This window comes from Thermofilum pendens Hrk 5 (assembly GCF_000015225.1).
GTDB classification, from domain to species: Archaea; Thermoproteota; Thermoprotei; order Thermofilales; family Thermofilaceae; genus Thermofilum; species Thermofilum pendens.
In genome coordinates this window covers 1,741,581-1,755,695 of sequence record NC_008698.1, presented here as the reverse complement: position 1 = coordinate 1,755,695, position 14,115 = coordinate 1,741,581, and the positions used below count along the sequence as shown (strand labels likewise).

Below are 14,115 nucleotides of genomic sequence, written 5' to 3'. Positions count from 1 at the left end.
GGAGGCTTTCAACGAGTTCGTTACGTTTTTAAGGTGGCGTGCACGGGATAGCCGGTAGGCTTGGTTACCGGCAGGTACGCGTTTCCCTACAAGCCCAGGAGGCACCAGCTGGAGGTTGCCGAGAAGATCGTAGAGCTGTTGAAACGCGGGAACGTCGTGCTGGAGGCGCCTACGGGCTTCGGCAAGACACCGGTCGTCATCTACGCCCTTCTACCATTCATGGAGCGCGGGGGGAGGGTCGTATGGGCGGTGAGGACGGGTAGCGAGACCGACAGGCCGGTCGAGGAGTTCAGGGTCTTCAGGGAGAAGTCGGGCGCGAGGTTCGTCGCAGTCGGGTTGCGCGGGAAGAAGGACATGTGCCTGCTGGCCGGGGAGAGGGGCGGGCAACTCGACTACAGCGAGGTATCGTACATATGTAGCCGCGAAAGGAGGAGGTGCAAGTACTACAGGAGGCTGCAGGAAGGCGTGGACTACTCCGAGCTCCTTGAGAGGGGCGCCCTAACTTACAGGGATGTGTTCGAGTGGGCGAGAAGAGAGGGGGTCTGCCCGTACTTCCTCCAGCGGGAGTTGCTCAAAGTCGCGGACCTCGTCGCCCTGAGCTACAACTACGTCGTGGACGAAGATCTCTCGTGGACCCTTAGAGGAGCTTTCCCGACTAGCCAGTCCATACTCGTAGTCGACGAGGCGCACAACCTCCAAGAACTCAACCTCGGCGGAGACACCGTGACGGAGGGGACTATCGCGAGGGCCAAGGAGGAAGCCGCCGAGATGGGGGACGAAGAGGTGTACGGGTTCGTGGAGGCGCTCGAGGCGAAGGTTAGGGAGAAGTACGGCTCCCTACCGGAGGAGGGGTCCGAGGTCTTCCGTGCGGAGGACCTCCTCGACGGCTTCGACGAAGACATCATCGAAAAGACTCTGCGGCTCGGCGAACTTGTCAGGGAGAAGAGGTACAGGAGCGGCGCGAGGCCCCGCAGTAGCGCCCACCACTTGGCGGAATTCCTCCGGAAGGCCGTCGACCTCGAAGGCGTGAAGGGCATAGCGCTCATAGCCGAGAAGGTCGACGGCAGAGTCCACCTCAATATATGGGACATGAGGTCCGGGGAGATACTCTCGGGCGTCTGGAGGAGGTTTAGAAGGGTGATCTTCATGTCCGGGACTCTCTCGCCGATCGAAGCCTTCGCCGAGACTGTGGGGTTAAGCGACTACACCCCGGTAACCGTTCCGAGCCCCTACGACGAGACAAACGCCTCTGTCTACCTCGTAAAGGACCTGACGACGCGGGGTGAGGAGCTCTCCGAGGAGATGGCCGAGAGGTACGTCTCGGCTGTCGGCAGGGTTTTAGGCAGGGTTAAGAGGAACAGCGCCGTGTTCACTGCTAGCTACAGGGTTCTGCAGAGGCTTCTCGAGGCTGGCTTAAAGGAGGAGGCCGAAAGGCTCGGCTACGAGGTTGTCGTTGAGCGGAGGGATATGTCCGGGCAGGAGGCAGGCGCAGCTCTCGAGAAGTTCAAAAACCTCGCCGCGGAGGGGAGGGGGCTCCTCCTGGCCCCGATGGGAGGCAGGTTCGCAGAGGGCGCGGACTTCCCGGGAGAGGAGCTAATGTGCGTCTTCCTGGCGGGTATCCCGTTCGAGAAGCCTACGACGAAGACAAACCTATACATAAAGTACTACGAGGAGCTCTACGGCCCCGAGAAGGGGAGGCTTTACGCGTACGTGTACCCAGCCCTGAGGAGGGCTAGCCAGGCTATCGGGAGGGCGTTGAGAAGCCCGAGGGACCAAGCGGTCATAGTTCTAGGCGATTCAAGGTATAGGAACTACATGGGGTTGCTTCCGGACTACGTGCGGGAGCTCGCGGTGGAGGTAAAGTCGCAGGATCTCGACTCTGTTGAACCTCCATGGGAAAAGATAAAGCTTTGAGGGTTACCTGGAAAGGTGTGCAGGCTTCGGGCGACGACGTAGCGGGTCTCGTAGAGTCCATCGTTGGGAGAAGCCTGTCGGAGATAGCCGTGGAGGCGCTCGTGAAAGCCGCGCTCGCAGGGCTCCCCATAACCCCTGTGAAGACGGGTAGCAGGACGGTTTCGGTGCTATACGAGGGTAGGAGGGCTTACTTCAGAGTAACGGCCGCCAGGAACCTCTCGGGAGGCTACATCGTATGCCTAAGAGTATACACGGTGGACTGCGGTAGGGTAGCTTACGTCTCCGAGAAGGGCGAGGTAAGCCTGGACATAGGCGCGATCCCGGGCTACCTCTCCTCGCCGGGCGAGCTGTACAACGGCTTCGTCGCGGATGTCTGGACGGCGAGGTTGAGGTCTGTCTTAGGTAACCTCCTGGAGGAGATCCCGAGGGAAAGGGTTCCCGCAGGGATACGAGAAGGGGTAGCCAGACTCCTGGGGGACAGCTTCCCCCTCGTAAAGCCGTACGTCTCCAGGCTTACCGGCGACTACGCCTTCGGGAGGAGCAGCGTGTACCCCGTATGGGTAGACCCCGAGGGTCTAGCGTTTTCAGTTTCAAGGATAGCGCTCGAGAAGATTGTAAAGCAATGAATAAATGTTGCAAAGCGCTTATAGGTTTGTATGAGGAGCGAAAAAGCCCTTAGAAAAACCTGCGGACTCCTCATCGCCTTCATCCTCGTAGTTCTACTACTCCCCGCGGCGCCGATAGCCTGGGCTCAACCACAGCTACCGGGTATTCTCAAGCTCTCCACAGTAGCCCCGGCTAAGAACGTCGGCCTCGGGAAGCCGGCGGTTGTCTTCCCGGGTGGCTCCTTCCAGGTAGTCTTCAAGGATGGGTACCAGCCCGGAGCAGTAGCCTCTGCCTACATATACACCGTGGTTTACGACTCCGGCCTGAAGATAAGGAACTACACCGTGAGCGTCAGCGGGTCCGGGTCTACGTATACCGTTACATTGCCTTCGAACGTCGAGGGAGGGCTCTACGACCTGGTGATTAAGGGGCAGTCTACCGTGGAGATGCCTAGAAGCGTCTGGGTGCTTCCGAGCACCCCCACGAAGCTGAGAATAGTCCACGTAAGCGACCAGCACTACGGAGCCGGGCAACCAGACGTGATAACCGGGGACATGAACCGCTTCGCCGGCTACCTAGTGGCATCGCTCCTCGGGCCCGACCTGGTAATAGATACGGGGGACATAGCCGACACAGCCTCGGAGGACCAGTACGCGCAGGCGGTCTCGTACGAGCAGGCGTTCCTCTACAGCTTCCCGATATTCGCCGTCCCCGGCAACCACGACCACCCGCCCGACAACTTCTACAAATACTACGGGGACACCTACTGGTACAGGCTCATCGGCGACAAGCTCCTCGTGGTAGGACTCTTCTCGCCGGAGCAGGGCTACCCGCCCATGGAGCAACTCCAGTGGGCGGGGCAGGTTCTCGAGAGCAACAAGGCGGTCCCCGTGAAGATAGTCCTAGTCCACCACCCCGTGTTCTACTTCCAGGGAGAGCTGAAGACGCGCTACGACGACCAAAACGTCATCGCTCCCTACGACCCCCAGAAGAACCCGAACTCGCCGGTATCCTCGTACTGGAGCACGAACATGGAGGCCGTTAGAACCTTCCTCAGAATGGTGGAGGACTACAGGGTCAACTACGTGTTCTCGGGGCACGTCCACAGGGATCTCTTCGTCAAGTATACTAGCACGAGGACGGGCTCTACGACGTACTTCATCACGATAACCACCCTCGGAATGGGTTCAGCGATATACGATGGGCTCGACTACTACGTGCTAGACCTCTCGAGCGGCGCACTCGACTTCCCGGTAAAGCCGAGCACGTTCATAGGGTTTGCCAACGACACGAGAAAGCTCGCGCAGAACTCTATCCCGGTGGGCATATACCCGCCTAGGAACAACTACGGCGTATCGAACCAGGTATTCACGCCTGCAGTGTTCCTGCAGTCGGGGAACGCGTACGTCTTCACCGTGGAGAACAGGTTGCCGTACCTCAACCTCGAGAACAACGTCGTGTGGTGCCTGCCGTGGGCCGGGGACGTCAACGTCAAGGTTCTGAGAGCCGAGGGAGGGGCGGACCTCCAGCTTCTCGACAAGCTCGTAGTCCGCGATAAAGTCTACCTGGCTCTCCACGTAAAGCTGCCGTACAAGGGTAGGCTCGAAGTAGCTGTCTACAACTCTCCCGACACGCAACCGCCGAGCATAAAGGTGAAGATGATGCTCCCAGAGAAGCCCCAGCCGGGCTCCACAGTCAACCTCTTCGTAGAGGTGAGCGACCAAGGGTGGGGCGTAAAGAACTTCACGGCTAGCTACACCGCGGGAGGCAAGGAGTACCAGCTAACGCCTCAGCTCTACTCTCCCACGACGATCGCGGCGCCCGTGACTTCCTACGTTTACAAGCTGACAATCCCGCCCCTCGAAAACGTGCAGAGCGTAAAGCTAAAGTTCACGGCCTACGACTGGAGCGGGAACCAGGCGGCCGGAGAGTACACCGTGAGCTACGAAGCTCCGCCACAGCAACAGGTGCCCCAGCAGCCTCCGGCTAACCAGACCCAGCAACCGTCCACTCCTCCGCAGACGCAACAACCACCGGTAGCCGAGCAACCGCCTGCACAGGAGGTGAAGCCTGCGCAACCCTTATCGCCACTCCTACTCGTGGGGGCTTCGCTAGTTGTAGTCGCGGCGGCAATCCTTGTAGTGGCGTTGCTGAGGAGGCGCAGGGAGTAGCTATAAAATAAAGCGTTTTATTTATATATACCCCGGGAGTCTTCTTCTTGATAAGCATGAGCAACAGGAACCTCCTGCTGGTACTTGTAGCCTTGTTCGTTCTCGTAGCCCTCGCAGGCAACGTTGCCGCCCAGCCAGTTACGATCGCTGTAGACTTAGGGCACGGCGAGAGTAACAAGTACCTGAAGTATATCATGGGGAACATAACCTACGTCCAGTGGAAAGTTATCAACGGAACAATAACGCCGGACGTACTTAAAGGCGTGGACATCCTGCTACTAGGGCAGCCCACGGTCGCCTTCTCCCCCGACGAGATACAGGCGATCAAGAACTGGCTGTTCTCGGGCAACAAGGTTCTATACGTTGGAGGAGACAGCGACTACGGCCCCGGTCAGAAGACCGTCCTGCAGCTCAACGACTTGCTCGCAGGTATAGGCACGAAGCTCAGGCTCGAGCACGGCGCTGTATACAGCGATAATCCTAACATGACTGCAAAAGCGTACTACAGGATGCTCGCCTTCGTGGAACCAGACAATGTTCCAGGGCTCTTCACGAACATCATCAAGCAGGGCATCACGAGGCCAATCATAATGCACGGCCCCGGCTGTGTTATATGGCAGGACGCGCAGGGGAAGTACCACGACCCCGTCAAGGAGACCTTCCCAGGGCTTATCAGAATAGTCTGGGCCCACAAGGCCTATATAGGCGATAACACCCCGCCCCTACCCTACGTGTACGACCCGATGACCTACGGTAAGGGAACCGGGGACCACGACTTCGTGATGTACGCGGCCGAGTATTTCAGCGACGTTAACAGCCTGGTCGTCGTGGCCGGTGAGTCCCTCTACGGAGACTACGAGCCGGCCTGGTCCTCCTACTACTACGGCGTCCAGCTCGATGGACCCCTCTTCGTCCAGAACCTGGTGAAGTGGTGGATAAAGTTGCTCACGACGGGACCTATCGAGAGGAAAGTCGTCGACCTGTCGAACACTGTCTCCTCCCTGACTAGCACGGTCAACCAGGTAAGCTCCCAGGTGTCCTCCCAGGGAGGTCTAATCCAGAAGATGCAGGGAGATCTGCAAACCGTTAAAAGCGACGTGAACACACTCAAAGCCTCGGTAGACGCGCTTACAGGCACCGTTAACCTGCTGACAGTACTCGTGATAGTAGAGGCAATCCTCATAATCGCGCTGATAGCCCTGCTCTTCCTCAAGAAGCCGAAAGCGGCGTCTAAGTAAAGAATTTTTTCGTTTTCTTTCTCCATCGAAATGAAAATATACTGCCAAGTAGAAAGAAGTTGTCAGGTGGTCGGATGAACAGCAAGGTTCTCCTGGTACTAGCAGTACTCGTACTCGTAGCCCTGGGAGTAGCTCTGGTAGTCCTACAGCAGAAAGCCCCTCCGAGCGCTCCGCCGGCTAACCAGACCCAGCAGCCTTCCCCTGGACCTGTTAATCAAACGCCTTCCACGAAGCCGCCGGCTAACCAGACCCAGCAGCCACCCGCGGGTGAGGGTATAACCCTTTACGTTATAACACGGCACGAGCAGACAATCCAAGACTTGACGAGAACAATGTTCCTTAGTAGTAGCGTGGCGAAAAAGTACAACATCAAGAACATAGTCTTCCTGCCTATAAACGCGGAGCAGTGGCCCGACTATATCAAGAACGCCGCCCAGAAGGGGCAGGGTATAGACGTCGCCTGGGGAGGTGGACCAACGCTGTTCAACCTGATAGACGACATGGGCTTGATCGAGCCGATAGACTTGGACAAGCACCCAGAGTTCAAGATAGTGATGGACGAGGTCGCCAAGCTACCCAAGACGATTGCAGGGGCGGAGACGTACAAGGTTGGAAGTGACGGAAAGATACACTGGATAGGCGCGAGCGTGAGTAGCTTCGGCTTCACGGTAAACAGGGATCTTCTCAACAGGTATAAGCTACCAATGCCTCAGCGCTGGGCGGATCTCGGGAACCCCGCGTACGCCGTGACGTTGCCCGCGCTACAGCTCGTAGGAATAGCAGACCCCACGATGAGCACGAGCAATACCAGGATATTCGAGATTATACTCCAGGCGTACGGGTGGGATAAGGGTTGGCGCACACTCACGCTCATCGCGGCGAACTCCAAGATATTCAGCGGTAGTAGCGACGTAAGAGACGCTGTCATACGCGGGGATATCGCGATAGGTACTACGATAGACTTCTACGGCTACACGGCGCAGCAGCAGAACCCCTCGTGCCTCTACATAATACCGCCAGGCGAGAGCATAGTGAACGCAGACCCCATAGCGATCCTTAAGGGTTCGCGGCACCCCGAAGCGGCCGCCGCCTTCGTGGCCTGGGTTCTCAACGAGACGGGAGGACAGCTGGTGTGGCTTGACCCGAACATAAACAGGCTCCCGATAAACCCGAGGGTTTTCGACACGCCGCAGGGCGCCCGGAGACCCGACTTGAAGAAAGCACTTGAGGACGTTATCAACGCCGGGGGTATAGCGTTCAACGAGTCACTCTCCTCCGCGTGGGTTACCGCCGTTGTAGACTACTTCAAGGCGACGCTCGTAAACGCGCACGACGACCTTCAGCCCGTCTGGGCCCAGATAGTGAAGGCTTACAGGGATAAGAAGATAACCGAGGCGCAGTTCCAACAACTAGTCACGCAGCTGACAGACTTCGTTACGTTCACGGACCCGCTTACTGGGCAACAGACGACCTTCACGCTCGACTACGCTATAAAGATAAGCCCGAAGCTCGCCAGCGACCCCTCCATATACCAGAGGCTGATGAACGACTGGACAAGCGCGGCGAGGGCAAAGTACCTAAAGGTGCAGTCGTTGCTAAAGCAGATGACCGGAGGCTAGCCTCGCGTGCTAGTATTTTCCTTTTTTCCTGTCTGGTTTCGAAGGTAGTAAAGCGTCCCAGAAAGAAATAAATTCGGTTTTTGCGATATCTATGGGCATTTAGTCGGGGGTCGCCCTTTGGTGAAAAGGGTTTCGAAGAAAAGCGTGTGGGTGTCCGGGATAGCCCTCGCAGTGGTGTACATCGTGCTCTACAACTTCTCGCTCGCGAACGTACTGGTAGACAACTTGTTCACCGCGCTCGGCCTAGCGGTAGGCTTGCTCCTAGTGGCGCTGGGCTACGACTACAGGTGGATTAAGTTCAGCTCCGGGCTCAGCTTTCTCTCCGTGTTCTCGCTCCTCTACAACCTCTTCGTAGCCTTGGCGTCGATACCGTCCCTGCCGAGAGCCGTGGGGATCTTCCTGGCACCACTCCTGGGAGCTTCCATCGCGGGCTACGCGCTCGAAAAGGCTAGGTACCTCCGGGAAGCCCGCAGGGCGAGGGGCAGGGCGCTGCCGTTGTCGAGGAGGCTGAAGGCGCTTTTCTACCAGCTGGACCCGGTAATGTGGTTTTTCATGGTTTTCAGCTCGGTTGCCCTCGTAGTGTTCCTCGTGGTACCGATACTCCTGGTGCTCCTACACGCCTTCCAGGCCCCGGCGGGGCTACCATGGTACGCCAACTTTCAGCGGATATTCACGTCGAGGGACTACGTCAGGCTGGAGACGCTACCCGGGGAGCAGGCGGTCTTCCAGCTACCCTACGGCGAGGGGACGCTCTACGTGGTGAAGGGCCTGAACTACGGTATACTGCTCAACAGCCTCCTCAACGCGCTCGTAGTAACGGTGGTTGCAACCGTGCTCGGAGTCGCAGTGGCGTTCGTGATCGCTAGGTACAGCTTCCCGGGAAAAGAGCTCCTCCGCATACTCTCGATGATACCCCTGTTCGTAACGCCATTCGTGAACTCCTACGTCGTCAAGATTCTCTTCAGCGAGTACGGCCCGATATCAATGATCACGTCGAAGCTGTTCGGGTGGAGCGTGAGGGTAGACGGCCTCGTGGGGGTGGCGCTGGCGCAGATAATCTCCTTCTACCCAATAGTATACCTCAACGCCTACAGCGCTTTTCTCAACGTTGACCCGAGCACGGAGGAGCAAGGCGAGAACCTGGGAGCCAAGGGCTTCCTGCTCTTCAGGACGGTGACCTTCCCCCTAGCGCTCCCCGGCATAGTCGCTGGAGCGATAATAGTGTACATATTCAGCCTGGAGGACGTAGGAGCTCCTCTGATATTCCAGGAGTGGAACCTCATGAGCGCGCAGATCTTCAAGGGCTTCGTGACCCAGACCGGCATAGTCTCCCCGGAGTCCGCGGCACTCGGGCTAGTAATGCTCTTCATCGCTGTCCTGGGCTTCCTCGCGATAAGGAACTACGTGGGGATGAGGAGCTACGCCATGATAAGCAGGGGTGGTCGTCTCGTCTCCAGGCAGAGGCCCGCCGGGCCCCTGGCACTCGCGGCGATATACCTCCTGGTGGTGCCTTTCGTCCTGGTAACTGTCTTCCCCCAGATTGGGGTTTTCCTCCTAGCTTTCAACGTGATGCCTCCGAGGGGCTTCTCCCTAAGCCTCGCTGGCTTCACCCTGGACTACTTCGAGAAGCTGTTCCTCGACCCCGGCATATTCACCTACATAAGGAACACGCTGATGTACGCTACGATATCCGTGCTCGTAGCCGTCGTACTCGCGATAATGGTGGGCTACAGCGTGAGCAGGGTTAAGGTCTCGTGGCTTTCAAACGTGCTCGACACCCTCGCAACGATACCGCTGGCGATCCCCGGGCTCGTCATAGCACTCGGCTACTACTACTTCTTCACGACGTTCTTCGCGGGTACGCCGCTGGACCCCGCGTCCATAGGAGCCTTCCAGGCCTGGGTCGTCCTCGTGGTAGCGTACAGCATCAGGAAGCTACCGTACGTCGTGCGCTCCGTCTTCGCGGGCTTCCAGCAGGTACACGAGGGGCTAGAGGAGGCGGCGCTGAACCTGGGCGCCAGCCGCTCGAAGGTTATATTCGGAGTCGTCCTCCCGTACATAATTTCCTACGTATTCTCGGGGGCTGTCCTCGGCTTCATTTACATGGCCACAGAAGTGAGTACGAGCATAACGATAGGGAACTTCAACCCGTCGCAGGCCCCGATGACCTACTATATGATGAACGTCTACAAGGGCGGATCCCCCGTGGGCGTCCAGGTGGCGGCGGCTATGGGTGTCCTGCTGATACTGATACAGCTGGTCGCAATACTAATCGTGGTTAAAATCTTTAAGCAGAGGTACGCGTTTATAGGGGTGTGAGGTGGTGATGGGATGACCAGGATAACCCTTAAAGGCGTCACGAAAGTCTACGGCGCGGTAAAAGCCGTCGACAACGTGAACCTGGAGATAAACGACGGCGAGCTATTCACCATTCTCGGGCCCAGCGGTTGCGGTAAGACGACGACCCTCAGGATAATAGCGGGCTTCGAGGTCCCCGACGAGGGGAGAGTGTACTTCGACGACGAGGACGTAACGTTCCTCAAGCCGTACATGAGGGAAACCGCGATGGTCTTCCAGAACTACGCGCTCTGGCCCCACATGACCGTCTTCGAGAACGTTGCCTACGGTCTGAGGATAAGGAAGAAGCAGCTAAGGCTGACGGACGAGGAGATCGAGCGAAGGGTAAAGGAGGCGTTGAGCCTCGTTAGGCTTGAAGGACTCGAGGACAGGTACCCGCTCCAGCTAAGCGGCGGACAACAGCAGAGGGTAGCGCTTGCAAGGGCTTTAGTCGTGCAGCCGAAAGTACTCCTTCTCGACGAGCCTCTCAGCAACCTTGACGCGAAGCTGAGGATAGAGATGAGGGAAGAGATAAAGCGCATCCAGAAATCGCTCGGAATAACCACTGTGTACGTCACTCACGACCAGCTAGAGGCGATGAGCATAAGCGACAAGATAGCAGTGATGGACAAGGGCAGGGTCCTCCAGTACGGACACCCGAGGGAGGTCTACTTCAGGCCTACGAACCTCTTCACGGCGGAGTTCCTTGGCAGGAGCAACATCTACAAGGGAGAAGTCGTCGAGAGGGGGGAGGGATACGTGGTGGTGAGAGTAGAGGAGCTAGGCATTGACGTCAAAGCGGTACCCGTAGCTGAGAACCTCGTCGGGAAGGTTGCCGTCGTGGTAAGACCGGAAGTGTTCACCGTTGGGGGGCAGCGGGGAGAGCCAAACACCGTGAAGGGAACCGTGGACTTCGTGATGTTCCTTGGCGACAGGACGGAGGTCAGGCTGAAGGTTGGGAAGGCGTCCCTGATAGCGTACCTTCCGAACACGTACTACCCGCAGGTAGGCGAGGAGCTCGAGCTCTCGGCGCCCTGGAGGAACGTTATAGCGATACCCGTCTAAAGGTTTAAGATAAGGCTGCACTCTTTCTCACTCGATAGGGATGACGGTACTGAAACTGGAAGAGCTTTCTTACGTCGAGCTGAAGGAGGAGGTAGAGAAGAGGAAGATCGACTCCTTCGTTCTGCCTGTTGGCACGGTGGAGCCCCACGGGACACACCTCCCTCTAGGCACGGACACGCTCATACCGAGCGCGCTTGGAGAGTACGTCGCCGAGAAGGTTAACGCCGTTTTACTCCCCCCAGTGCACTACGGTGTCACCACGGGTCTTCACGGCTACTTCGGGTCGGTGCGCGTACAGCCGGAAACGCTGGAGGCACTGGTCTACGAGATACTGGAAAGCATGAGTCTTCACGGCTTCAGGTACGGGCTGATACTCAACGGGCACGGCGGGAACACCCAGGCACTAGACAACGCCGCCAAGAAGGCTTGGCTTAGGAACAAGCTGGCAGTCATGGTCGTTGACTGGTGGATACTTGCACGCGAAAAGGGGGTCACGCGGGAGGTTCTCGGCAAGGAGGGTGGACACGCCGCTACCGACGAGACTGCGATGGTTCTCGCTATACGACCAGAGCTCGTGAAGAGAAACCTCTACACGCCTAGCGCGGTGTACGTATACTCGGCGGCCGTCAAGGCTTACCCCTACCCTGGAACCGTGATTAACTACTCGGAGGGCGAGGGCGATGTTGAGTTTAAGCCCGGTGAGGCGCGGAGGTACTTCGAGAGGGTTGCAGACCTCGTAGCGGAAGTATTCCTACGCTACAAGAAGAGCCTGGAAGGCACCGTTTTCTGAGTTTTCCGGGTTTTCTGTCCACCTTAATGATTGTTTTTTCGCGAAAAACAAAACAAGTATCTAAACTTTTACATAAAAACATTTAAGTATGCGAATATAGACATGTTCGACCAACAATGTCGAAAGGTCTAGCAATAATAATGTTCTCAGGGACAGCGGACAAGTTCATACCCCTAGGCGTCCTCACGCAGACAGCCGCTAACCTAGGCGTCCCCGTAAGGATCTTCGTGACAGGCTTCGCTACTCCCTACTTCACCAAGAACAAGCCTCAACCCAGGTTCCCCAAGGAATTTGAAGACATGGTACCCGGGCTCCTCAAAGGGCTCGAAAAAATGAAGGCTCCGAGCTGGTACGACATGGTTCGCGAGGCGAAGGAGGTAGGCGACGTGAAAGTCTACGTGTGTAGCCTGATAGCCGAAGCCCTAGGCCTGAAGAAGGAGGACCTAGACCCGATAGTAGACGACATAGTCGGAGCGACGTTCTTCATGAAGGAGACCGCCGAATACGAGGTAATATTCATATAGGTGGTGGCGATGCCTGAAATCACCGTAGATGCCCGTGGGATGGCGTGCCCAGGGCCAATCTCCGCTCTTACGCGGGCTTATCGCAACGCCCAAAACGGGGACTTAATCATTGTGCTGGCGACGGATCCGGGCTTCGAGCCTGACGTCAAGGCCTGGGTGGAGCGCACCAAGAACGAGCTCGTCGAGCTCGCCAAGGTAGACGGGAACGTCATAAAGGCCGTTATAAAGGTAACTGCTAAAAAGTAGCCTTTTTTATACCGGTGCTTTTGTATGGAGCGTGTAGTCATCATAGGAGGCGGTGGAGGAGGAGCCATACTGGCCAACCTTCTCCCGGAGGAGTTCAAGGTAACGGTCGTCGATAAAAGCGAGGTACACTTCTTCCAGCCGGGCAACCTCTGGATAGCGTTCAAGGGGGTTAGGAAGGAGAAGTTTCTCAGGCCTCTACGCTCCCTCCTGAAACCCAGGGTAGAATTCGTCCACGACGAGGTCGTAAGCGTGGATCTCAACGAGAGGGTTGTGAAGACGGCCTCCGGGAAAAGCTTGAGCTACGACTACGTGGTTTTCGCCAGCGGGGCGGAGCTGGACTACGGCTCCGTGCCCGGCCACAGAGAGCTACTCGAGAGGTTCGGGGACTTCTACTCCACGCCCGAGAACGCCGAGAAGCTGCACGCCTCGCTGAGAGGCTTAAAGGAGGGTAGGTTCGTGATAGGGATAGCGGATCCTGTGTACAAGTGCCCTCCGGGGCCGCACAAGGCGGCCTTCTTGTCCTGGGAGTTCTTCGCCAGGAGGGGTCTAAGTGACAAGGTGAAGGTTGTCCTCGCCGTGCCAGTACCCCACGCGTACCCGTCTAAAACGATCGCGGACATAATAGAGCCCGAGCTGAACTCTCGCGGTATAGAGCTGCACACGTTTTTCACTGTGAACGAGGTGGACGTGGCGAACAAGAGGATAGTCAGCCTTGAAGGCGAAGAACTCTCCTTCGACGTGGCAGCCGTAGTTCCGCCGCACAGGGGTCCTAGCTACGCCGTTAACCCGGCGGAGGTTAAGGACGGGAGTGGCTACATAAAGATAGACAAGTACACTAGCCGGGTGGAGGGCTTCGACGATGCCTACGCCATAGGGGACTGTACAAACGCGCCTACCTCTAAGAGTGGCGTCACGGCCCACCTACAGGCAGAAGTCGTAGCCGCGAGGCTTCAGGGGATCGATGCCAGGTACAGCGGTAGGACGAACTGCCCCCTGATAACCGACGGTAAAGGGTTGTTCGTTATAAGCGACTACGACCACCCGCCGATACCCGTAAGACTCTCGAAGTTCAAGCGGCTCATGGAGGACTTCTTCGTGGCTACCTACTGGAGCGCTGTGAGAAGCCCCGAGCTCTGGAGCCCCATATTCAGGGCTTACTTCGAGGCGACGGACGAGTTTATAAGGAGGGGGGAGGGGTGGTAGGAGTGGAAGAGCTGTTCACGCCGGAGAGGAGGGCGGCCTTCGAGAAGTTCCTGGACACGCTGGTGAAGCTGGACGAGTACGGGTTGCTGGACGCTGTTAACGGGCTTGTGGACCCGGAGCTCATAGGTAGGCTCGCCGAGATACTGATAACGCCTTCCACCCTGAAGTTGCTAGACCGCGTAGACGAGCTGGTGGGCCTACTGGGCGAAGTAGACGTGGACGCCGTTAAGAGCAACGTGGGGACTCTGAAGGCAGTCCTAGAGGCGCTTCAAAAAGAGCCGAAGCCCGTGGGGCTAGCCGGGCTACTCCGAGCTTTGTCCGACCCCGAGGTTCAAAGAGGCCTAGGAGTCGCGATAGAGGTTCTCAAGGCCTTGGGGAGGGCTTCCCAGAAGAAATAGGTCC

At 57.5% G+C, this 14,115-nt stretch carries 12 protein-coding genes; all 12 read left to right on the top strand.

What is annotated here, in order from left to right:
• The first annotated feature begins 60 nt into the window (after positions 1–60).
• Positions 61–1,914, top strand: a complete 1,854-nt coding sequence (locus TPEN_RS09235; RefSeq protein WP_011753472.1) for an ATP-dependent DNA helicase — start codon at positions 61–63, stop codon at positions 1,912–1,914.
• Positions 1,893–2,540, top strand: coding sequence for a hypothetical protein (locus tag TPEN_RS09230; protein ID WP_148678056.1), 648 nt, complete (start codon positions 1,893–1,895; stop codon positions 2,538–2,540). Before TPEN_RS09235 ends, TPEN_RS09230 begins: the two co-directional genes overlap by 22 nt.
• Before the next feature lie 30 nt (positions 2,541–2,570).
• A complete protein-coding gene (locus TPEN_RS09225; protein WP_011753470.1) occupies positions 2,571–4,691 on the top strand; it encodes a metallophosphoesterase family protein in 2,121 nt (706 codons plus the stop codon).
• Positions 4,692–4,747: 56 nt separating this feature from the next.
• Positions 4,748–5,929 carry a motility-associated ABC transporter substrate-binding family protein gene (locus TPEN_RS09220; RefSeq protein WP_052885352.1) on the top strand — a complete coding sequence of 394 codons (1,182 nt, stop codon included), beginning with the start codon at positions 4,748–4,750 and terminating at the stop codon, positions 5,927–5,929.
• Between the two features lie 74 nt (positions 5,930–6,003).
• Positions 6,004–7,548: an ABC transporter substrate-binding protein gene (locus TPEN_RS09215; RefSeq protein WP_011753468.1), complete on the top strand. Its 1,545-nt coding sequence runs from the start codon at positions 6,004–6,006 to the stop codon at positions 7,546–7,548.
• Between the two features lie 120 nt (positions 7,549–7,668).
• Complete coding sequence (locus TPEN_RS09210; protein ID WP_011753467.1) at positions 7,669–9,867, top strand: ABC transporter permease; 2,199 nt, start codon at positions 7,669–7,671, stop codon at positions 9,865–9,867.
• A 12-nt stretch (positions 9,868–9,879) separates the two neighbouring features.
• Positions 9,880–10,950, top strand: a complete 1,071-nt coding sequence (locus TPEN_RS09205) for an ABC transporter ATP-binding protein (RefSeq protein ID WP_011753466.1) — start codon at positions 9,880–9,882, stop codon at positions 10,948–10,950.
• Between the two features lie 40 nt (positions 10,951–10,990).
• The gene (locus tag TPEN_RS09200) at positions 10,991–11,740 is read left to right on the top strand and encodes a creatininase family protein (RefSeq protein ID WP_011753465.1); all 750 of its coding nucleotides are present in this window, start codon (positions 10,991–10,993) and stop codon (positions 11,738–11,740) included.
• Positions 11,741–11,856: 116 nt separating this feature from the next.
• On the top strand, positions 11,857–12,264 hold the full coding sequence (locus TPEN_RS09195) for a DsrE family protein (RefSeq protein WP_011753464.1): 408 nt from the start codon (positions 11,857–11,859) through the stop codon (positions 12,262–12,264).
• A gap of 9 nt (positions 12,265–12,273) precedes the next feature.
• Positions 12,274–12,510: a sulfurtransferase TusA family protein gene (locus TPEN_RS09190; protein WP_011753463.1), complete on the top strand. Its 237-nt coding sequence runs from the start codon at positions 12,274–12,276 to the stop codon at positions 12,508–12,510.
• Between the two features lie 24 nt (positions 12,511–12,534).
• Entirely contained in the window at positions 12,535–13,713 is a 1,179-nt protein-coding gene (locus TPEN_RS09185; RefSeq protein WP_011753462.1) for an NAD(P)/FAD-dependent oxidoreductase, read from the top strand.
• Positions 13,707–14,111 (top strand): helical membrane plugin domain-containing protein, encoded by a 405-nt coding sequence (locus TPEN_RS09180; RefSeq protein ID WP_011753461.1) that lies wholly within the window; start codon positions 13,707–13,709, stop codon positions 14,109–14,111. Before TPEN_RS09185 ends, TPEN_RS09180 begins: the two co-directional genes overlap by 7 nt.
• The last annotated feature ends 4 nt before the right edge of the window (positions 14,112–14,115 follow it).